This is a genomic window from Serratia sp. B501 (assembly GCF_051172315.1).
Lineage (GTDB): Bacteria > Pseudomonadota > Gammaproteobacteria > Enterobacterales > Enterobacteriaceae > Serratia > Serratia ureilytica.
The window spans coordinates 176257-196699 of sequence record NZ_JBPIZB010000005.1 but is presented as its reverse complement, the minus strand read 5'-3'; the positions used below and the strand labels follow the sequence as shown (position 1 = coordinate 196699).

At 62.1% G+C, this 20443-nt stretch carries 18 protein-coding genes; 10 read left to right on the top strand and 8 right to left on the bottom strand.

Annotated elements, in window-relative coordinates; all coding sequences use genetic code 11:
- The first annotated feature begins 3 nt into the window (after window positions 1-3).
- Window positions 4-1047 carry a LacI family DNA-binding transcriptional regulator gene (locus ACSBQV_RS17130; RefSeq protein WP_089197435.1) on the top strand — a complete coding sequence of 348 codons (1044 nt, stop codon included), beginning with the start codon at window positions 4-6 and terminating at the stop codon, window positions 1045-1047.
- A gap of 56 nt (window positions 1048-1103) precedes the next feature.
- Here ACSBQV_RS17130 and exbD read toward each other — a convergent pair whose 3' ends face one another.
- Both exbD and exbB read right to left on the bottom strand, forming a co-directional pair.
- Window positions 1104-1526 carry a TonB system transport protein ExbD gene (exbD, locus tag ACSBQV_RS17125; protein WP_004937307.1) on the bottom strand — a complete coding sequence of 141 codons (423 nt, stop codon included), beginning with the start codon at window positions 1524-1526 and terminating at the stop codon, window positions 1104-1106.
- A gap of 3 nt (window positions 1527-1529) precedes the next feature.
- Entirely contained in the window at window positions 1530-2507 is a 978-nt protein-coding gene (gene exbB, locus ACSBQV_RS17120; RefSeq protein WP_080280861.1) for a tol-pal system-associated acyl-CoA thioesterase, read from the bottom strand.
- 430 nt (window positions 2508-2937) lie between these two features.
- Here exbB and metC point away from each other — a divergent pair, with 430 nt between their 5' ends.
- On the top strand, window positions 2938-4134 hold the full coding sequence (gene metC / locus ACSBQV_RS17115) for a cystathionine beta-lyase (RefSeq protein ID WP_033644631.1): 1197 nt from the start codon (window positions 2938-2940) through the stop codon (window positions 4132-4134).
- 145 nt (window positions 4135-4279) lie between these two features.
- On the top strand, window positions 4280-4942 hold the full coding sequence (locus ACSBQV_RS17110) for a DedA family protein (RefSeq protein WP_033644630.1): 663 nt from the start codon (window positions 4280-4282) through the stop codon (window positions 4940-4942).
- Between the two features lie 10 nt (window positions 4943-4952).
- Here ACSBQV_RS17110 and ACSBQV_RS17105 read toward each other — a convergent pair whose 3' ends face one another.
- Complete coding sequence (locus ACSBQV_RS17105; RefSeq protein WP_099784001.1) at window positions 4953-5873, bottom strand: LysR family transcriptional regulator; 921 nt, start codon at window positions 5871-5873, stop codon at window positions 4953-4955.
- Between the two features lie 107 nt (window positions 5874-5980).
- On the opposite strand from ACSBQV_RS17105, the gene ACSBQV_RS17100 reads away from it, so the two are divergent.
- Window positions 5981-7009 (top strand): zinc-dependent alcohol dehydrogenase family protein, encoded by a 1029-nt coding sequence (locus ACSBQV_RS17100; protein WP_099783999.1) that lies wholly within the window; start codon window positions 5981-5983, stop codon window positions 7007-7009.
- A 19-nt stretch (window positions 7010-7028) separates the two neighbouring features.
- On the opposite strand, the gene ACSBQV_RS17095 is transcribed toward ACSBQV_RS17100, so the two are convergent.
- Window positions 7029-7916, bottom strand: a complete 888-nt coding sequence (locus ACSBQV_RS17095; RefSeq protein ID WP_226886249.1) for an AraC family transcriptional regulator — start codon at window positions 7914-7916, stop codon at window positions 7029-7031.
- 226 nt (window positions 7917-8142) lie between these two features.
- On the opposite strand from ACSBQV_RS17095, the gene yqhD reads away from it, so the two are divergent.
- From yqhD to ACSBQV_RS17080, 3 genes are all read left to right on the top strand, one after another.
- Window positions 8143-9306: an alcohol dehydrogenase gene (gene yqhD, locus ACSBQV_RS17090; RefSeq protein WP_099784121.1), complete on the top strand. Its 1164-nt coding sequence runs from the start codon at window positions 8143-8145 to the stop codon at window positions 9304-9306.
- Window positions 9307-9603: 297 nt separating this feature from the next.
- A complete protein-coding gene (dkgA, locus tag ACSBQV_RS17085; protein ID WP_016930128.1) occupies window positions 9604-10428 on the top strand; it encodes a 2,5-didehydrogluconate reductase DkgA in 825 nt (274 codons plus the stop codon).
- A gap of 141 nt (window positions 10429-10569) precedes the next feature.
- Window positions 10570-11175 (top strand): transglycosylase SLT domain-containing protein, encoded by a 606-nt coding sequence (locus ACSBQV_RS17080; RefSeq protein WP_033644624.1) that lies wholly within the window; start codon window positions 10570-10572, stop codon window positions 11173-11175.
- Window positions 11176-11237: 62 nt separating this feature from the next.
- Here the strand turns inward: ACSBQV_RS17080 and ACSBQV_RS17075 are convergent, their stop codons facing one another.
- A complete protein-coding gene (locus ACSBQV_RS17075; RefSeq protein ID WP_033651302.1) occupies window positions 11238-13406 on the bottom strand; it encodes a YgiQ family radical SAM protein in 2169 nt (722 codons plus the stop codon).
- A gap of 80 nt (window positions 13407-13486) precedes the next feature.
- Window positions 13487-14221 (bottom strand): GntR family transcriptional regulator, encoded by a 735-nt coding sequence (locus ACSBQV_RS17070; protein ID WP_033644622.1) that lies wholly within the window; start codon window positions 14219-14221, stop codon window positions 13487-13489.
- A gap of 659 nt (window positions 14222-14880) precedes the next feature.
- Between ACSBQV_RS17070 and ACSBQV_RS17065 the strand changes: the two genes are divergently transcribed.
- Window positions 14881-16278, top strand: a complete 1398-nt coding sequence (locus tag ACSBQV_RS17065; protein ID WP_042785387.1) for a purine-cytosine permease family protein — start codon at window positions 14881-14883, stop codon at window positions 16276-16278.
- Window positions 16275-17207: a PfkB family carbohydrate kinase gene (locus tag ACSBQV_RS17060; RefSeq protein WP_033644619.1), complete on the top strand. Its 933-nt coding sequence runs from the start codon at window positions 16275-16277 to the stop codon at window positions 17205-17207. Before ACSBQV_RS17065 ends, ACSBQV_RS17060 begins: the two co-directional genes overlap by 4 nt.
- Before the next feature lie 34 nt (window positions 17208-17241).
- On the opposite strand, the gene ACSBQV_RS17055 is transcribed toward ACSBQV_RS17060, so the two are convergent.
- Together ACSBQV_RS17055 and xapA are read right to left on the bottom strand one after the other, a co-directional pair.
- Window positions 17242-18492, bottom strand: a complete 1251-nt coding sequence (locus ACSBQV_RS17055) for a nucleoside permease (RefSeq protein ID WP_099784119.1) — start codon at window positions 18490-18492, stop codon at window positions 17242-17244.
- Window positions 18493-18573: 81 nt separating this feature from the next.
- Window positions 18574-19395, bottom strand: coding sequence for a xanthosine phosphorylase (gene xapA, locus ACSBQV_RS17050; RefSeq protein WP_033651299.1), 822 nt, complete (start codon window positions 19393-19395; stop codon window positions 18574-18576).
- Window positions 19396-19531: 136 nt separating this feature from the next.
- On the opposite strand from xapA, the gene ACSBQV_RS17045 reads away from it, so the two are divergent.
- Window positions 19532-20443 carry a LysR family transcriptional regulator gene (locus ACSBQV_RS17045; protein WP_099783995.1) on the top strand — a complete coding sequence of 304 codons (912 nt, stop codon included), beginning with the start codon at window positions 19532-19534 and terminating at the stop codon, window positions 20441-20443.

Sequence of the window (20443 nt, the reverse complement as noted above, 5' to 3'; positions counted from 1 at the left end):
CAGATGGCGTCAGTGAAAAAAAATAAACGCATTACCATCAGTGACATCGCCACGCTGGCCGGGGTGTCGAAATCGACCGCCAGCCTGGTGCTGAACGGCCGCAGCAAGGAATATCGGGTGTCCGACGACACCCGCGACCGCGTTCTGGCGCTGGCGCACGAACACCATTATCAGCCCAGCATCCACGCCCGCTCTTTGCGCTCCAACCGCAGCCACACGCTGGGGCTGGTGGTGCCGGAGATGACCAACTACGGCTTTGCGGTGATTTCGCGCGAGCTGGAAACGCTGTGCCGCGAAGCCGGCCTGCAGCTGTTGATCGCCTGCACCGATGAAAACCCGGCGCAGGAGATGATGGCGGTGAACAGTCTGGTACAGCGGCAGGTGGACGGCTTGATCGTCGCCTCCAGCCAGTTGAACGACGCAGAATACCAGAAGATCAACGCCGGGCTGCCGGTGGTGCAAATGGATCGCCTGATCGCCGGCTCCGAACTGCCGCTGGTGATCACCGATTCGGTCAATTCGACCGCCGACCTGGTGGAAACGGTCGCGCGCCAACATCCGGATGAGATCTATTTTCTCGGCGGGCAGCCGCGCATTTCGCCGACCCGCGATCGCCTGGCCGGCTTCCAGCTTGGCCTGGAGCGCGCCGGCGTAACGTGCAAACCGGAATGGATCATCAACGGCAACTATCACCCCAGCTCAGGTTACGAGATGTTCGCTCAGCTGTGCGCACAGTTGGGGCGTCCGCCCAAAGCGCTGTTTACCGCCGCCTGCGGCCTGCTGGAAGGCGTATTGCGTTATCTGACTCAGCATCAGCTGATGGAGAGCGACATTCACCTGTGCAGCTTCGACGATCACTACCTGTTCGACTGCATGACGCTGAAGATAGACACGGTCGCGCAAGACTGCCTGGCACTGGCGCAACATAGCTTCGACAACGTCACCGCGCTTATCGACGAGCGGCCGCTGGAACAGAACGCGCTGTATCTGCCGGGCCGCATCCACTGGCGCCATGCCGGTTCCAGGGATTTGTTGGCAAAGGCGTGACAGCTCTTTAGCCGTAAAAAAAGGGCGCCTGAGCGCCCTTTATCGTTTTGCTGCCGCTACTTGGCGGCGCCTTCCATGCCCACCAGCCCCACTTTCAGGTAACCGGCTTTACGCAGGGTGTCCATCACGCTCATCAGCGTTTCATAGTCCACGCTCTTGTCCGCCTGGAAGAAGATGGTGGTTTCTTTGTTCGCCTGAGTGCGTTGATCCAGCACCGAGGTCAGCTGATCGGCATTCACCGGCTGATCGCCGACGTAGAGCTGCTTGTCGGCCTTCACCGACAGGAAAACCGGTTTTTCCGGCCGCGGCTGCGGCTTGGCGGAAGAAGCCGGCAGATCGACGCGGATATCTACCGTTGCCAGCGGCGCGGCCACCATAAAGATGATCAACAGCACCAACATGACGTCGATAAACGGCGTCACGTTGATTTCATGCAGTTCGCCGCTGTCGTCCAGATCTTCATTTAAGCGCATCGCCATGACTCACCCCGCCCGCAGTTGATGTGCGTGCTGTGAGCGCTTGGCTTCCGCCGTTGCGGCCAGATCCAGATCGCGGCCCTGCAGCAGCAAGACCTGGGCCGCCACGTCGCCCACCTGGGCGCGATGGCCGCTGATAACGCGGGCGAAGATGTTGTAGATCACCACCGCCGGGATCGCCGCCACCAGGCCCATTGCGGTCGCCAGCAGCGCCTCGGCGATGCCCGGCGCCACGACCGCCAGGTTGGTGGTCTGCGAATGGGCGATGCCGATGAAGCTGTTCATGATGCCCCATACGGTACCGAACAGGCCGACGAACGGTGAGATGGCGCCGATGGTGGCCAGAAAGCCGTTGCCGCGGCCCATGTTGCGGCTGTAGGCCGCCACGCGGCGCTCGAGGCGGAAACCGGTGCGCTCTTTGATGCCGTTGTTATCGTCAGACTCGGCGGACAGCTCCAGCTCGTTTTGCGCATCGTTCAGCAGCACCGCGCTGACGCTCTCCGGGGAGAAATTTTGCGCCAGCTCGGAAGCTTCATCCAACGAGCGCGCGTCGGCCAGCGCCGACTGCTCGCGGCGCAGACGGCGCTTGGCGCGCAGCAGTTCGCTGCCTTTGGCGAACAGAATGGTCCAGGTCACGATAGACGCCAGCACCAGGCCGATCATCACCGCTTTCACCACCGCGTCGGCGTGCTGGTACATGCCCCAAATGGACAAGTCCATACCGCGGGTTTCCGGTGGCTGGATCGTGGGCGCCGGGTTCACCGGTGTGATGCTTTCCGGCGCGGCGGCTGCAGGCGCAGGCGCGGTGGCCGGCGCAACGCTTTCGGCAACGGCCGGATGGGTCGCCGGCGCAGCCTGCGCGCTGCCGGCCAACCCTACGACCAGCACCATTGAAGCCATCAGGCTGCGGCCAAAGGCCTTGCCCCACTGCGCCCGGCCCTGGCCGAACGATCCTTGATTTAAATTCTTGCCAGCCGTTTTCACGCTGTGCCTCCACCCATTACCGATCAAAATTAAGGAATAATTCAGCGTGCGATCATATCAAACCAACCGGGGATTGATAGTAGTTCTCATTATTATTTACCAAATAAACGAGAAAATTTTAGACACCTCCGCAACCAAACGCCAATCCACGCCCGTTCACCGCTAAAAGCCCCTTTTATAGGGCGATTTCGTTACTTTTCTCCCACAACAGCGCAACAACGCCACGCTGCCGAACGGCGTCTCGACCGATGAATGGGCTTCTCTCTGGCCGCTCGGCAGAAGGATGACGCGAAAAATGCGCGGGCGGCAGCCAATTATAGCCGTTTCTATATCCAGAAGTTAAAACGTCTGGATGGCTATAATAACTCATGCTAACGTAAGGGCTATCGCAAACGGGCAGAGCAGAGCAACCAGAGGTGAGCCAGGTACCATGACGTCAAAACACATCGAAACCACGCTGATCGGCGCCGGCCGCGGCAAACGCTACACCCAGGGCTCCGTCAACCCCGTGACTCAACGCGCCTCTTCCCTGGTCTTCGACTCCGTCGCCGCCAAAAAACAGGCCACCGCGCAACGCGCCCACGGCGAGCTGTTTTATGGCCGACGCGGCACGCTGACCCACTTCGCGCTGCAGGATGCGATGGTGGAGCTGGAGGGCGGCGCCGGCTGCGTGCTGTACCCCTGCGGCGCGGCGGCGGTGGCCAATGCGATCCTGTCGTTCGTCGGCGCTGGCGATCACCTGCTGGTCACCGGCTCAGCGTATGAACCGACCCAGGACTTCTGCACCCACATCCTCGGCCGCATGAACGTCAGCACCACCTATTTCGATCCGCTGATCGGCGCCGACATCGCCACGCTTATCCAACCCAATACCCGCGTGGTGTTCCTTGAGTCCCCCGGCTCCATCACCCTGGAAGTGCAGGATATCCCGGCGATGGTGCAGGCCATTCGCGCCGTGGCGCCGGACGTGGTGATCATGATAGACAACACCTGGGCGGCGGGCGTGCTGTTCAAGGCGCTGGATTTTGACATCGACATTTCCATCCAGGCCGGCACCAAATACCTGATCGGCCATTCCGATTACATGCTCGGCACCGCCGTCGCCAACGCGCGCTGTTGGGAGCAACTGCGCGAGTACTCCTATCTGATGGGGCAGATGGTGGATGCCGACACCGCCTACATGGCGAGCCGCGGCCTGCGCACCCTGAGCGTGCGGCTCAAGCAGCACGAACGCAGCAGCATTGAGGTCGCCAACTGGCTGGCCGAACGGCCGGAGGTGGCGACGGTCAATCACCCGGCCCTGCCCAGCTGCAAGGGCCACGCGTTCTACCGCCGCGACTTCAGCGGCTGCAACGGGCTGTTCTCTTTCGTGCTGAAAGAGCGGCTGGATGAGGCGCAGCTGGCCGCTTACCTGGACAACTTCAGCCACTTCAGCATGGCCTACTCCTGGGGCGGCTTCGAGTCGCTGATCCTGGCCAACCAGCCGGAAGAACTGGAAGCGATCCGCCCGGCGGGCGGCGTCGATTTTTCAGGCACGCTGGTGCGGTTGCATATCGGTCTGGAGAACGTCGAAGACCTGATCGCCGATCTGGCGGCCGGCTTCGATCGCCTCAACGGCGTGCGCTAAGGCGGATTCCGGTAATTTTCTTCGTCTCGTTTAATGTCGGCTTAAGCTATTAGCGGTACACTAACCGGGTAACTGTCAGATACGGTAACCGCCGCATCCTGGAGAACGTGACCCCGGGCGCAACCGGCATGCAACAGGACATAAAATGGATGTATTACGAGAGATTATTCATGCGCTTTGGCAGCAGGACTTCATCGCCCTCGCCGATCCCAGCGTGATTTGGGTGGTTTACGCCGTACTTTTCACCACCTTGTTTTTGGAAAACGGACTGCTGCCCGCCTCCTTCCTCCCCGGTGATAGCCTGCTGTTGCTGTCGGGCGCGCTGATCGCCAAAGGCGTGATGGGCTTTGCCCCCACCCTGTTGATTCTGACCGCCGCCGCCGGCCTCGGCTGCTGGCTGAGCTATATCCAGGGCCGCTGGCTGGGCCACACCAGCCTGGTGAAAGGCTGGCTGCTGCAACTGCCGGCGCAATACCATCAGCGCGCGCATAACCTGTTCAACCGCCACGGGCTGACGGCGCTGCTGATCGGCCGCTTCCTCGGCTTCGTACGCACGCTGCTGCCGACCATGGCCGGCATTTCCGGGCTCAACAGCTCGCGCTTCCAGGTTTTCAACTGGCTGAGCGCGGCGATCTGGGTCTGCGCGCTGGTCGGCCTCGGCTACGCTTTCAGCCAAATTCCGCTGGTGAAACGCCACGAAAGCCAGGTGATGACCGGCCTGATGCTGCTGCCGCTGCTGCTGCTGTTCGTCGGCCTGCTCGGCGCCATGCTGGTGGTCTGGCGTAAAAAACGCGCCTCCTCTTCCTGATCCCGGCGCGCTACAGCGCTTTCTCGACCAACGCCAGGCGAGGCGGCAACTTGCTCACCAGCGTATCCACCGCCAGCCGCACCTTCAGCGGCAGGTGAGGCGTGTGCGGCCACACCGCATGCGCTTCAAAGGCGGCGCCGGGCCGATCGCGCAGCAGGCGCACCAGCACCCCGCTCAACAGCTGCTCACGCACCAGCCAACACGGCAGCCAAGCGATGCCGAACCCGGCCGTCGCCGCATCCGCAATCGCCTGTAAATCGTCCATCTGCAATCGGTTATTCGGCATCACTTCCTGCGGCTCGCCGTTCTCGTCCAGCACCCGCCAGCTGCGCCGCGCGCCGGCGCGCATATAGGTCACCGCCTCGTGCTGGGCCAGTTGCTCGATGCTGTGCGGTTCGCCGCACCGCTGCAGATAGGCCGGCGAGGCGCACAGCGTCATGCGGTGATCGCCGATGCGCCGCGCCACCAGCCCATTGCTGTTGGCCAGCGTGCCGTTGCGGATCGCCATATCGAAACCGTCCTCAATCAGATCCACCACCCGATCGCTGAACGACAGCTCCAGCTCCAGGCCGGGATGCTCACGCGTCAGCTCGGTCAGCAGCGGCGCGATGCACATGCGGCCAAACAACACCGGCATCGATACCCGCAGCCGACCACTGACCTGCCGCTTGCCCGACTCCAGCAGCGTTTCCGCGCCGCGGATCTCCTCCAGCGCCCGCAGGCAACGCTCATAGAACAACGCGCCGTCGTCGGTCAGGCTCTGGCTGCGGGTGGTGCGATGAAACAGCCGCACGCCCAGCCGCTGTTCCAGCCGGGCGATCGTTTTCCCCACCGCCGAGCGCGACAGGTGCAGCCGACTGGCCGCCAACGCAAAACTGCCCGCCTCCACGGCGGTGACGAATACCGAAATGCCGCTCAATCGATCGCTCATGGTTTGTCGCTCTAAAAGAAACAATCTGCGGAAATCTTATCGCCACTGGCGAACCTTCATCAACGATATTATCGACAGGTCGTTAATCGCAGACTTTGGAGAACATCATGACCGACACGATGCAACGCTGGACGATGGACGCCCTGGGGCGTGAACACCTGCAGCTGGCCACCGACGCGATCCCGCAGCCGGGGCCGCGCGAGATCAGAGTGAAAGTGAAGGCGGTGGCGCTCAACTACCGCGACAAAATGATGATTGAAAGCGGCATGGGGCTGACGCTGCCGCAGTCGTTCACCCCCGCCTCGGACATGGCCGGCGAGGTCGACGCCGTCGGGCCCGGCGTCAGCCGTTTCCAACCCGGCGCCCGGGTCATTTCTACCTTCAGCCCCGGCTGGATCGACGGCCGGCAAAAACCGTACGGCGATGCGCGCCAGGTGCCTTACCACACCCTTGGCGGCTTCTATCAGGGCGTGCTGGCGGAATACGTGATTTTGCATGAAGACTGGTTGGTGGCGGCGCCGGCGTCGCTGGACGACGTGCGGGCCAGCACCCTGCCTTGCGCCGGGCTGACCGCCTGGTTCGCGCTGGTGGAACAGGGCAAACTGCATGCCGGCGAGACGGTGCTGGTGCAAGGCACCGGCGGCGTGGCGCTGTTCGCGCTGCAGATCGCCAAAGCCCACGGCGCGGAGGTCTATGTCACCTCCGGCAGCGATGAAAAGCTGGCGCGAGCCCTGGCATTGGGCGCCAATCATGGCATCAACCGGCTGGACGGCGATTGGGTGGAGGCGATTTATGCGCTGACGCAGGATCGCGGCATCGACCATGTGATCGATACCGTCGGCGGCCCGAATTTGGGCAACTCGGTGCGCGCCGTGGCGGTGGGCGGCCGCATCTCAGTGATCGGCGTGCTGGCGGGCGCCGAGATCTCCGCCCCCGCCGGCCTGCTGCTGCTGAAATCGGCGGAGATCCAGGGCATCGGCGTCGGCCACCGCCGCGCGCTGGAAGATCTGGTGCGCGCCGTGGACGCCGTCAATCTGCAGCCGGTGATCGACCAGGTATACCGGCTCGATCAACTGCCGCAGGCGTTGGATCACCTCGATCGCGGCCCGTTCGGCAAGATCGTGCTGACCCCATAGCCCGCCGCCCGGCGGCGGCTCACCCCTCCAGCATTAGCGGATTGGCGTCGCGCAGCCGGGCGACTTCATCCCCCGGCGTGACGCCAAACAGGCGTTTGAATTCACGGCTGAACTGCGACGCGCTCTCGTAGCCGACGCGGATCGCCGCGGTACTGGCCTTCAGGCCGTCATGCACCATCAGCAAACGCGCCTTGTGCAGCCGGTACGACTTCACGTACTGCAGCGGCGAGGTGTTGGTCACCGCCTTGAAGTTATGGTGAAACGCCGACACGCTCATGTTGACCTCGCCGGCCAACTGCTCGACGTTGAGGCTCTCGGCATACTGATTTTCTATGCGCCGCAGCGCCTTGGCGATCTGACTGAAATGGGTATGACGGTTGACCAGCTCCTGCAGCGACGCGCCGCAGGTGCCGCGCAGTACGTAGTAGAGGATCTCGCGCACGATCTGCGGCCCCAACACCCGAGCGTCGAGCGGCTTGGCCATCACGTCCAGCAGGCGTTCGGTGGCGCACAACAGCTCTTCCGTCAGCTCGGCCAGGTTTACGCCGTTGCTCTCCGCGCGCGGCTGCATCAGGTAGTCGTCGTCGCCGATGTCGATCAGCAAGTCCTGCAGCATTTGGGTATCGATATTGACCGCCAACCCAACCAGCGGCAGCTCCGGGCTGGCGAAGGTTTCGCACTCGAACGGCAGCGGCACCGTCATCAGCAGGTAGTTGCGCGGATCGTACTGGAACACCTTGTTGCCGCAATAGCCGACCTTGTGCCCCTGAAAGATGATGACGATCCCCGGTTCGTACATCACCGGCTGGCGCGGGCAGTGGCGATCGACATACAGGATCTTCACCCGCGGCACCGGTGACGGCGTATAGCCGTTGCCGGTGGCGATAGCCATCGCCTGGCGCGCCATGCGGCTGCGCAGCGCATCGATTTCAATCACGGAAACACCCTCTTACAGTCAGAACGATTCGGCATAAATCATAATTTAAAACTCTCTATTTCTACAGTCAGTTGTAGAAATAGGCAAGAACCAAACAGGAATGTGCATTGTGCGTTACCGCCAGGTTGCTGACAATACGGGCCAGAAACCTTTGCGCCGCTTTGGCGCCCGCCTGACAGAAAGAGAGAAATCAACCATGCAAAACTTCATTCTGCATACCCCAACCAAAATCCTGTTCGGCAAGCAGCAAATCGCCGAAATGGCCGGCCAGATCCCGGCGGACGCGCGCATTCTGATCACCTACGGTGGCGGCAGCGTGAAGAAAAACGGCGTGCTCGACCAGGTGTATAGCGCGCTGGCCGGCCGCGACGTGCGGGAATTCTCCGGCATCGAACCTAACCCGACCTACGAAACCCTGATAAAAGCGGTCGAGGTGGTGAAAGCGGAAAACATCGATTTCCTGCTGGCGGTCGGCGGCGGTTCGGTGGTTGACGGCACCAAGTTCATCGCCGCCGCGGCCCGTTATACGGCCGACAGCGATGCCTGGCATATTCTGCAGACCGTCGGCAGCCACATCACTGACGCGGTGCCGATGGGCTGCGTGCTGACGCTGCCGGCCACCGGTTCAGAATCCAACAGCGGTGCGGTGATCACCCGGAAGAGCAGCGGCGACAAGCAGCACTTCTTCTCGCCGCTGGTGCAGCCGCGTTTCGCCGTGCTGGATCCGGTAGTGACCTACTCGCTGCCGCCGCGCCAGGTAGCCAACGGCGTGGTCGACGCCTTCGTGCACACCCTGGAACAGTATCTGACCTACCCGGTCGACGCCAAGGTGCAGGATCGCTTCGCCGAAGGCCTGCTGTTGACCCTGCTGGAAGACGGCCCGCGCGCGCTGGCCGAGCCGGAGAACTATGCGGTGCGCGCCAACGTGATGTGGAGCGCCACCATGGCGCTGAACGGCCTGATCGGCGCCGGCGTGCCGCAGGACTGGGCGACCCACATGCTGGGCCATGAGCTGACTGCCATGCACGACCTCGACCACGCGCAAACGCTGGCCATCGTGCTGCCGGCGCTGCTGCACGAGAAGAAAGCGCAGAAACGCGAAAAGCTGCTGCAGTACGCTGAACGCGTCTGGGGCCTGCGCGAAGGCAGCGAAGACAGCCGCATCGACGACGCGATCGCCGCCACCCGCGCCTTCTTCGAGCAGATGGGCGTGCCGACCCGCATGGCGGATTATCAGCTCGACGGCAGCAGCATTCCCGCGCTGCTCGACAAGCTGCAGCAGCACGGCATGACCGCCCTGGGCGAACATCAGGACATCACCCTGGACGTCAGCCGCCGCATTTATGAAGCGGCGCGTTAATCGCAAAACGGCGATTTTTTGCTAGGCTTTAGTCTTCGCCAGCCATTTTTCGCCGCATTCTGCGCTCGGCCGATCGCCGGGCGCAGTCGGGCGCAGTCGGGCGCCTCAGCGCGCCGTCGCTCGTTTCGTACCCTTCGTCTTACCGCTCATTCGCAGGGAGAGCGGGGAGAAAATCGCCCTCCCGCCACCGCTGAAATTAGGCTGGCAAACCCGGCAACCGCCCATTTTGCCAACTAGAATTTATCTATAGCCGTTTCGGTGCCGCAGGCGCCGCAATCCGTACACAAGGAGATGCGCATGACAACGCAACAACCCATCATCAAACTCCACGATGGTAATCTGATGCCGCAGTTGGGTCTCGGCGTTTGGCAGGCGAGTATTGAAGAGACCACCCGCGCGGTCAGCAAAGCGCTAGAGATCGGTTACCGCTCCATCGACACCGCCGCGATCTACAAGAACGAGGAAGGCGTCGGCGCCGCGCTGCAGTCCAGCGCGCTGCCGCGCAGCGACCTGTTCATCACCACCAAGCTGTGGAACGACGATCAGGGCGATCCGCTGGCGGCGCTGGAAACCAGTCTGGAAAAGCTCAAGCTGGACTACGTGGATCTGTATCTGATCCACTGGCCGCGCCCGCAGCAGGATCAATACGTCTCCGCCTGGCGCGAGCTGATCAAACTACGCGAACAAGGCCTGGTGAAAAGCATCGGCGTGTGCAACTTCCATACGCCGCACCTGCAGCGTCTGTTGGATGAAACCAACGTGGCGCCGGTCGTCAACCAGATCGAGCTGCACCCGTTGCTGCAACAGCGCCAGCTGCGCGCCTGGAACGCCACGCACCATATCGCCACCGAATCCTGGAGCCCGCTGGCGCAGGGCGGTGAAGGGGTATTCGACCAGCCGCTGATCAAGGCGCTGGCCGAGAAATACGAGAAGACTCCGGCGCAGATCGTGGTGCGCTGGCACCTGGACAGCGGCCTTATCGTGATCCCGAAATCGGTCACGCCGTCGCGCATCCGCGAAAACTTCGAGGTGTTTGATTTCAAACTCGATAAGGACGAACTGGGCGAGATCGCCAAGCTGGACGTCGGCAACCGCCTGGGGCCGGATCCGGATACCCTGTAACCCCCCTCAGCCCTCTCCCGCCGGAGGGGGCTTTTCCTTCCCGCACATTGCTCCTTTGCACCGCCTGACGTTATGATGACGACGCCGGAGGCTCCGGCCACCGGTTAACGCCGTTAAAAAAACAGACAAGCACGGAGCACCATGAAATTCTCTTTCTCACACGGGTCACGGCTGGGCATGCTTTGCATCATGCTGGTGCTGGCGGGTTGCGCCGGCAAGAAACAGCGCGTCAGCTACGATCGCCACGCCTTCGATAGCGCCATTCAAGACGCCGCCAGCGAATACGGCGTGGACGCCAAGCTGATCACCGCCATGATCCAGGTGGAGTCCGGCTTCAACCCTTCCGCAGTGAGCAGATCCAATGCGATCGGTCTGATGCAGCTGAAAGCCGATACCGCCGGCTGTGATGCCTACCGCTACAAAGGCAAACGCGGCTGCCCGGACGACGATGACCTGCGGGATCCCGACACCAATATCGATCTCGGCGCCGCCTATCTGGCCACCTTGCAAAAACAACAGCTTAAAGGGATCGCCAATCCCGTCACGCTGCGCTACGCCACCATCATCGCCTACGTCAACGGCACCGGCGCGCTACTGCGCACCTTCTCCAGCAACCGCCAGCAGGCGATCGCGATGATTAACAACCTGTCGCCGGAAGCCTTTAACTGGCACGTGCGCAAATACCATCCCGCACCGCAGGCGCCGCGCCATTTGATGAAAGTGGAAGCCGCTTACGAACGGTTGTAATTAGCCAAAGTAAAAAGGAGAACCCGAGGGTTCTCCTTTTTGTTTGCGCGCGGGCCTCGTCGTTACGGCTTGGCCTTGCGAATCGGTTTGCGCGGCGGCCGGTTGGACGGCGTGCGCTGCCGATTGATGTCGGTATGCTTGGTCAATGCCGGTCGGGTGTGGCGCTGCAGCCGTTTCGCTTCGCGCTGCTCGTCGATGCTCGGCGCCGGCACCAGACACTCGCGGCGGCTGCCGATCAGGTGCTTCAGCCCCATCTCTTCCAGCGCGGTGCGGATCAGCGCCCAGTTGGCCGGATCGTGGTAACGCAGCAGCGCCTTATGCAGGCGACGCTGGCGCTCGCCGCGCGGCACCACCACGTCTTCACTCTTGTACCCCACCTTGCTCAGCGGGTTTTTGCCGCTGTAATACATGGTGGTGGAGTTGGCCATCGGCGAAGGATAGAAGTTCTGCACCTGATCGAGGCGGAAACGGTTCTTCTTCAGCCACAGCGCCAGGTTCACCATGTCTTCATCGCGGGTGCCCGGGTGCGAAGAGATGAAGTACGGGATCAGGTACTGCTCTTTGCCCGCCTGCTTCGAATAGTGATCAAACAGCTGTTTGAAGCGATCGTAGCTGCCCATGCCCGGTTTCATCATTTTCGACAGCGGGCCTTCTTCGGTGTGCTCCGGCGCGATCTTCAGGTAGCCGCCGACGTGGTGGGTCGCCAGTTCCTTGATATAGCGCGGATCTTCCACCGCCAGATCGTAACGTACCCCGGAGGCGATCAGGATCTTCTTGATGCCCTCCAGCGAACGCGCGCGGCGGTAAAGCTTGATGGTCGGCTCGTGGTTGGTATCCATGTAAGTGCAGATCTCCGGATACACGCACGAGGCGCGGCGGCAGGTCTGCTCGGCACGCGGGTTGGTGCAGCGCAGCATGTACATGTTGGCGGTCGGGCCGCCCAGATCGGAGATCACGCCGGTAAAGCCCGGCACTTTGTCGCGGATCTCTTCGATTTCGCGAACGATCGAATCTTCCGAACGGCTCTGGATGATGCGCCCTTCGTGCTCGGTGATCGAACAGAACGAACAGCCGCCGTAGCAACCGCGCATGATGTTCACCGAGAAGCGGATCATGTCGTAGGCAGGAATGCGCTCCTGACCGTAGGACGGGTGCGGCACGCGCTGGTAAGGCAGGGCGAAGACGCTGTCCATCTCCGGCGTGGTCAGCGGGATCGCCGGCGGGTTGATCCACACGTAGCGATCGCCGTGTTTTTGCATCAGCGCGCGGGCGCAGCCGGGGTTGGTTTCATGGTGCAAAATGCGCGAGGTGTGCGCATACAGCACCTTGTCGCCCTTCACTTTCTCGAAGGACGGCAGCAGCACGTAGGTCTTCTCCCACGGCTTCGGCTTGGCGGCGCGCACCGTGACAGGCTTGGCTTCCGGCTCCTTCGGTTTGGCGCCGTCGGCGCACGGCAGATCCTCGCCGTACGGGTTCGGGATAGGTTCGATGCGGCCCGGCTTGTCGAGGCGGGTGGAATCCACGCCGCTCCAGCCCGGCAGCGCTTCTTTACGCATCACCGCGGTATTGCGAATATCGTGGATATCGCCGATCTTCTCGCCGGCGGCCAGACGGTGCGCCACTTCCACCAGCGGGCGTTCGCCGTTGCCGTAGATCAGCATGTCGGCTTTGGAGTCCACCAGCACCGAGCGGCGCACGGTATCCGACCAATAGTCGTAGTGGGCGATGCGACGCAGGCTGGCTTCAATGCCGCCCAGCACGATCGGCACGTCTTTATAGGCTTCTTTGCAGCGCTGGCTGTAGACCAGGGTGGCGCGATCCGGGCGCTTGCCGCCGACGTTGCCGGCGGTGTAGGCGTCGTCGTGGCGCAGTTTGCGATCGGCGGTATAGCGGTTGATCATCGAATCCATGTTGCCGGCGGTGATGCCGAAGAACAGATTCGGTTTCCCCAACCGCATGAAGTCTTCTTTGTTGCTCCAGTCCGGCTGCGCGATGATGCCGACGCGGAAGCCCTGCGCTTCCAGCATGCGGCCGATGATCGCCATGCCGAAGCTCGGGTGATCGACATAGGCGTCGCCGCTGATGATGATCACGTCGCAGCTGTCCCAGCCCAGTTGATCCATCTCTGCTCGCGACATCGGTAAAAACGGCGCGGTGCCATAACATTCCGCCCAATAAGGCTTATAAGAAAACAGTTCACGATCGGGTTGGATCAGGCTGGTGGTGCTCATTCTGCTGCTCTTTTTACAGGTTAATTAATCGCCGGGCGGCGATTATACGCACTAGTGGCAAAAAGAGCATGGTTATTTCGCTAACCATTCACCTCGAATTCATAAACGTCGCTGCGGCACAAGATATCGCTGAACTCCAGCGCCTCGCCCCGGGCGTTGCGGCTGGTTTGGATGATGTGCAACAACGGCGCGCCGCACGGTACGTTGAGCAGCTCGGCGACCTCGCCGCTGCATGACACCGCCTTCAACAAAAAGTGTTTATCTTCAGGCACGATGCCGCGCGATTGCCATAACGCATACAGCGAGTGCTCCAGCTGCGCCGGTTCAGGCAGGAAGCGCAGCGGAATATAGGTGGTTTCCAGCGAGACCGGGCTGCCGTTCAACAGGCGTAAACGCCGCAGTTTGACCACCTCATCCCCTTCCGCGATCCCCAGCGCCGCCGCGGCCTTGGCCGGCGCGCCGACCCGCGCGCGCAGCAGCCATCGGTTGCTGACGCTGCTGCCGTGACGCAGCGCCTGAGCGGTAAAACCGCTGTCCTTATCGAGGGAATAGCCGATACGCATCGCCACGCGGGTACCAACGCCCTGCTGCCGCGAAATCAGCCCCTTCTCCTCCAGCAGTTTCATCGCCTTGCTGACGGTGACGCGCGACAGCGCCAAACCTTCCGCCATGTGCCGCTCCGGCGGCAGAAATGCCTCCGCCGCCAGCACCTGCTGCCTGATCGCGGTTTCTATCGCCGTCGCCAGCTGAATATAGCGCGGCGCCGCCGCCCCCTGCGCCAGATGTTCACGCAGCCAGGCCATAAAATCCGTCATTCGCCCGCCCTCTTGTTCCGCCCTATGCCCAAACTTCGCTTTCTCCTATCGCCGATCCGGCGATAAAGCCTCTCACCATAACTAAAATATTACTAATGTTTTCAGAGGGACATCACAATTTTTATTCAATGGACTTTCATTGGATCTAGATCGCGCGTAATCTGTGCTTATTGATGTTGAAACATCAATGGCACCAACACCAGGGATCCACCTTTAAAACAACTAAAAATCCGCTGCCGACCAGACAGGACGCACCTGATGGTCAGGCAGCGGGCATACGCTGTCCGCATCCTGTTCGCTGAAGCGGATGGGCGCCCCTTTGGGATGAATTGCCCGCTTCTCGCCGTACCCGATGGGTCACGTTGCCCAAGACGCCACTAAAAATGACAAATAATAAGCAACGGTGCTAATGGATAGCTTGCTCACGGCTCATCATCCCCTCGCGCGATCCCCCTTGCGCCGGGTGAAACGGACTGATGCCTGCAAATAAAAACGTTCTCTCTCTTCCAAACTCCGCTGCAGACCCACTCTTTGTCTACACTCATTGGCGCCGTGCGGTCGGCAAGCCTCATCCGAGGCGGCGGCCACCGCGCCAACAAAATCGCTTTTCAGTCAACTGCGGCGGCCCTCAAGGCGCTGCGCAACAGGGATCAATTGCTATGACCGATATCAATCGCAATGAAGCATGGAAGGTAGAGAGCACCGGTATCGACCGGGTGCCGGATGCGGAACAGACCGGGCGGCCCATCGAGCTGTTTTGGATCTGGTCGGCAGCCAATATCGGCATTCTCGGCGTGGTGTATGGTGCCATCATCGTCGGCTTCGGCTTATCCTTCCTGCAATCGGTGCTCGCCGCCTTGTTCGGCGTCGCCAGCTTCGTGCTGGTTGGCCTCACCAGCTTCGCCGGCAAGCGCGGGCGCACCTCTACGCTGACGCTGTCGCGAGTGATTTTCGGGCTGAAGGGCAACGTGGCGCCTACCCTGTTCAGTTGGATCAATCTGATGGGCTGGGAAGCGGTCAACGTGATCACCGGCACCCTGACGCTGGCGGCGCTGTTCGAGGCCTTCGGGCTGGGGGCCAGCCATCTGCTGACCGCGCTCAGCCTGTTGCTGTTCGCCGGGCTCACTATCGTCGTCAGCCTGCTGGGGCAGAATACCGTAGTCTGGATGCAAAGCTGGTTCAGCCGCATCTTCGGCACCATGACGCTGATCGTGGTGCTCTATATCCTGTTCAACACCGAGTGGAGCCAGGTGCTGGCGCTGCCTTCCGGCAGCTGGCTGACCGGCTTCCTGCCGGCGGTCTCGGTGATCGCCGCCGGTACCGGCATCAGTTGGGCGATCGCCGGCGCCGATTACAGCCGCTATCAAAGCCCGAATTCGTCGAGCAAAAGCATTTTCGCCGCGGTGATGGGCGGCGCCTGTTTGCCGCTGATGTTGCTGATGCTGGCCGGCATTCTGCTTTCCGTGCAGCTGCCCGATCTGGCCAACGCCGCCAATCCCATCGCGCTGATAGGCTCAGTGCTGCCCGCCTGGATGGCGATCCCTTATCTGCTGGCCGCCACCGCCGGCATCGTCACCATCGCGGTGCTCAGCCTGTATTCCGCCAGCCTTAACCTGCTGACCATCGGCGTGCAGGTCAAACAGTGGTTGGCGGTATCGATCGACGCCGTGGTGGTGCTGGGTATCGCCCTGTATGTGCTGTTCATCTCCGGTGACTTTATGGGGCCGTTCATCTCCTTCCTGGTGTTCTGCGGGGTGTTCCTGGCGGCCTGGGAGGCGATTTTCCTGCTCGATTACCTGTGCCTGCGCCGCCGCCACGGGTATGATGGCAACGCTTTGTACGGCCTGCATGGCCAGAACCGCGGCGTGCGCAAAGCCCCGCTGTTCTGCTGGTTCCTCGGCGCCCTGTGCGGCCTGCTGGTCACCAAAACCGGTTTTATCGACGGCCCGCTGGCTAAAGGCTTGTTTGCCGACTCCAGTCTGGGGCTGTTTGTGTCGTTTGCGGTTAGTCTGATCGCTTACGGTCTGTACCTGACCCAACGCAGAGAACATCAATGAATGAATGGGAAGCTGTAACGCCGGTCCTGGTGATAGGGGGCGCGGTCGGCGATCTGGTGATGACGCTGCCGCGTCTGCCGACCAGCGGCGAAGATATCGAAGCCCAGCCGCAGGCGCGCCAAATCGGCGGTTGCGCGTTCAACGTGGCGCGCGCGCTGACGCGCCTTGAAGTGCCGGTGATCAACGGTATGCCGGTCGGCAACGGCGAATGGGGCGCGGCGATCGAAGCCGCCATGGGCGAACTGGGGCTGGAGGTGCTGTTGCGCCACGGCCAGATGGACAATGGCTGGTGCCTGGCGCTGGTGGAGCCGAACGGCGAACGCACCTTCATCACGGTTTCCGGTTGCGAAAGCCAATGGAATAAAGCGCAGCTGGCCACGCTGCCGCTGACGGAACACACCCTGATCTACGCCAGCGGCTACGAGCTGGCGGGCGAAAACGGCGAAGCGCTGCGCGAGTGGCTGACGCGCATGCCGTTCGACCAACCGCGTCTGATCGATCCCGGCCCGCGCATTGCCCAGCTCAGCGAAGATTTCTTCGCCATGCTCAGCGACAGCCACACCCTGCTGACGCTCAACCGCGACGAAGTGGCCGCGCTGTGCGGCGCCGGCGACGCCGTGGATGCCGCGCAACGCTATGCCGCCGCCCGTAACCTGACGCTGATCTGCCGCCTGGATCGCGACGGCGCCTGGATCTGCGACGGCCGCACGCCGCCGCTGCACGTTCCCGCCTATCCGGTGGACGTCATCGATACCATCGGCGCGGGCGATGCCCACTGCGCCGGTTTGCTGGCGGGGCTGTCCGCCGGCTGGCCGCTGCCGCGGGCGGTCGATCTGGCCAACCGGGTCGCCGCCTGCGTGGTGGCCAGCCTCGGCGCCGCCAATCCGCCGGACCGGCATCAACTGCAACAACGCTTCCCGCAGGCCTGACGTTTCAGGGCGCCGCCATCCAGCGCCCTCAGCCTTACTGCGCCGCCGCCGCACTCTCCTGCGGCGAGTGGCGATAGTTGAAGCTCAACGCGAACACAATCCCCAGCACCAGCGTATACAGCGCAAACACCAGCCAGATGCTCTGCCAGTCTTTCACGCCGTCACGGCTGAAGAAATCCACCACTTCGCCGCTGGCGAGCGCCCCCACATAGGCGCCCAGACCGTTGACCATGGTCATGAACAGCCCCTGCGCGCTGGCGCGGATGCGGTGATCGGCCTCCTTCTCGACGAAAATGGCGCCGGAAATATTAAAGAAGTCGAACGCGCAACCGTAGACGATCATCGACAACAGCAGCAGCACGAAACCAAAACCGACCGGCGTGCCGTAGGCCAGGAACAGGAAACGCAGCGTCCAGGCCGCCATGCTGATCAGCATCACCTGCTTGATGCCGTAACGGCGCAGGAAAAAGGGAATGGTGAGGATAAAGAACACTTCAGAGATCTGCGACAGCGACAGCAGCACCGCCGGATACCGGACGCTGAGGCTGTCCTGATACAGCGGATTGAGCGACAGATCGTGCAGGAACGGGTTGCCGAAGGTGTTGGTTATCTGCAGCGCCGCGCCGAGCAACATGGCGAACAGGAAAAACAGCGCCATGCGCCGCTGGCGAAACAGCACCAGCGCATCCAGCCCCAGCACGCTCACCCAGCGCTTCGACTCGGCCGCGCGGTTGGTCGGGCAGCGCGGCAGCGTCAGCGAATAGGCGGACAGCAGCAGCGACGCCGCAGAAGCCAGATACAGCTGCAGATTACTGAGCTCGATTTGGCTGAAACCGACCAGCCACATTGCCAGAATGAATCCCACGGTGCCGTACACCCGCACCGGCGGAAAGTCCTTTACCGTGTCAAAGCCGTGCTTCTCCAGGCAAAAATAGGAAATGGCGTTGGAGAGCGCGATGGTCGGCATATAGACCATGGCGTTGAACAGCATTACCCAGAACATCAGCATCGGTTGCTCAACCTGCGCCGCACAGTACAGCGCCAACGCCCCGAGCAGGTGGCAAAGCGCATACAGGTAGTTGGCCCTCATCCAACGGTCGGCGATGATGCCCGCCAGGCCCGGCATGATCAGCGCCGCGATCCCCTTGGCGCTGTAAACCATTCCCACCTGCATGCCGCTGAAATGCAGCGTGTTGATCATATAGGAGCCCAGCGTCACCAGCCAGGCGCCCCAGATAAAGAACTGCAGGAAAATCATCACCTTCAATCGTGTTTTTATCGTCATCGCCATCACCTTGTTATTATGCTTTCAACGATGATTGGTGCGGCGGGCCCACTGCAGCCCGCCGCCGGTTTGCTTACGGTGTCACAGCGTTTTGAACAGCTCGCGGATAAGGCGCATGAAATCGTCCGCCGCCAGCGCCGCGCAGCTGAGCGTTTGTTCGTGAGAAAGAGGCGTATCCGACAGCCCTTCGGCGTAGTTGGTCATCGCGGACACCACCAGCACCTTGAGGCCGCAGTGGCGCGCCGTCAGGACTTCCGGCACGATCGACATGCCCACGACGTCGCAGCCGAGGGTCTGCATCATGCGGATCTCCGCCGGCGTTTCGAAGTTCGGCCCGGTGTAAGCGGCGAACACCCCTTCCGCCAGCGGGATGCCCGCGCTTTCGGCCACCGCCGCCAGTTGGGCGCGCAGATCGCGATCGTAGGCGTTCGCCAGGCTGAAGAAGCGCGGCCCGAAGCGCTCGTCGTTGGCGCCGACCAGCGGCGATTCCGGCATGAAATTGATATGATCGGTAATGGCCACCAGGCTGCCCGGCGCTACCGAGCGGCGCAGCGAACCGGCGGCGTTGGTCGCCAACAGGAATTCGCAGCCCAGCAGTTTGAAGGTGCGCACTGCGGTGGTCATCACCTGCATGCCGCGCCCTTCATAGAAGTGGCCGCGCCCTTTCATGCACAAGACCGGCACGCCCTCCAGCTTGCCGGCGACCAGTTGCCCGGCGTGGCCGGCGACGCCGCTCACCGGGAAGCCCGGCAGCGCCGCGTAATCGAGGGTGACGGTTTCGGTCATCACCTCCGCCAGAGCGCCGAGACCGGAGCCGAGAATCAAGGCCGCTTTCGGCTGAAAACCCGGCAGACGTGCGCGGACAACATCGGCGCAGATAAAAGCATCTTCTTGATTAAACATCGTATTCTCTCTTTAAGCGGGGGACAATAAGCCCCATAGTAGAGAGCGAGGCGCGGCCGAGACCAATACATTCTTGGCGGCCGATTTATTCCATTTATCTATAAGTTGAGCTGCGTCACAGGAGGCGATACCCCGGATGAACCCGCCCCATGCCCTGCCCGATCCCGGTCGAATTAACTTCCGCCTGCTGCACTATTTCCGCGTGGTGGCGGAAGAGATGAATTTCACTCAGGCGGCGCGGCGGTTGAATATGTCACAGCCGCCGCTCAGCAAGCACATCAAAGAGCTGGAGAGCCAGCTCGGCGTGGTGCTGTTCAAACGCACCACCCGCTCCATGACGCTGACGCCGGCCGGCCGCACGCTGCTGCGCAACGTCGAGCGGCTGCTGGATCAGGCCGACAGCGCGCTGCATCAGGTGCAACAAATGGGGCGCGGCGAAGGCGGCCACATGGTGGTCGGCATGGTCGGCACCTCGGCCTGGGGCGGCTTGATTGCGGCGCTGCGGCGGTTCAGCGAGCAGAGCGTCGGCGCTACCTGGTCGTTGAATGAGCTGACGCCCAGCCAGCAAATCGCCGCGCTGCAAAAGCGGCATATCGATATCGGGGTATGGCGAGAGGCGCAGCAGCAGACGCTGCCGGGATTGAGCTGCCAACGGCTGGCGCGCGAAAGCATCGCCGTGGTGCTGCCGCTCGATCATCCGCTGGCGCAGCAGGAGAATATCCCGCTGGCGGCGCTGCAGAACGACAGCTTCATCGTGCTGCCGCCGCATGAGGCCAGCCTGGGGCTGTATCTGCACAATCTGTGCCTGCAGCAGGGATTTTTGCCGGACGTCGCTTATCAGGTTAACGAGCCGCAAACCCTGCTGGCGCTGGTGGCGGAAGGCTGCGGCATTACGCTGTTGCCGGACAGCTACGGCCGCATTCCGTGGCCCGGCGTGCGGTTTTGCTCGCTGCAACAGGCGCCGCCGGCGGATCTGTACGCGGTATACCGTACCGACAGCGTCACGCCGGTGGTGCAGGCCTTCCTGGAGATGCTGCGGGCGCCCTAA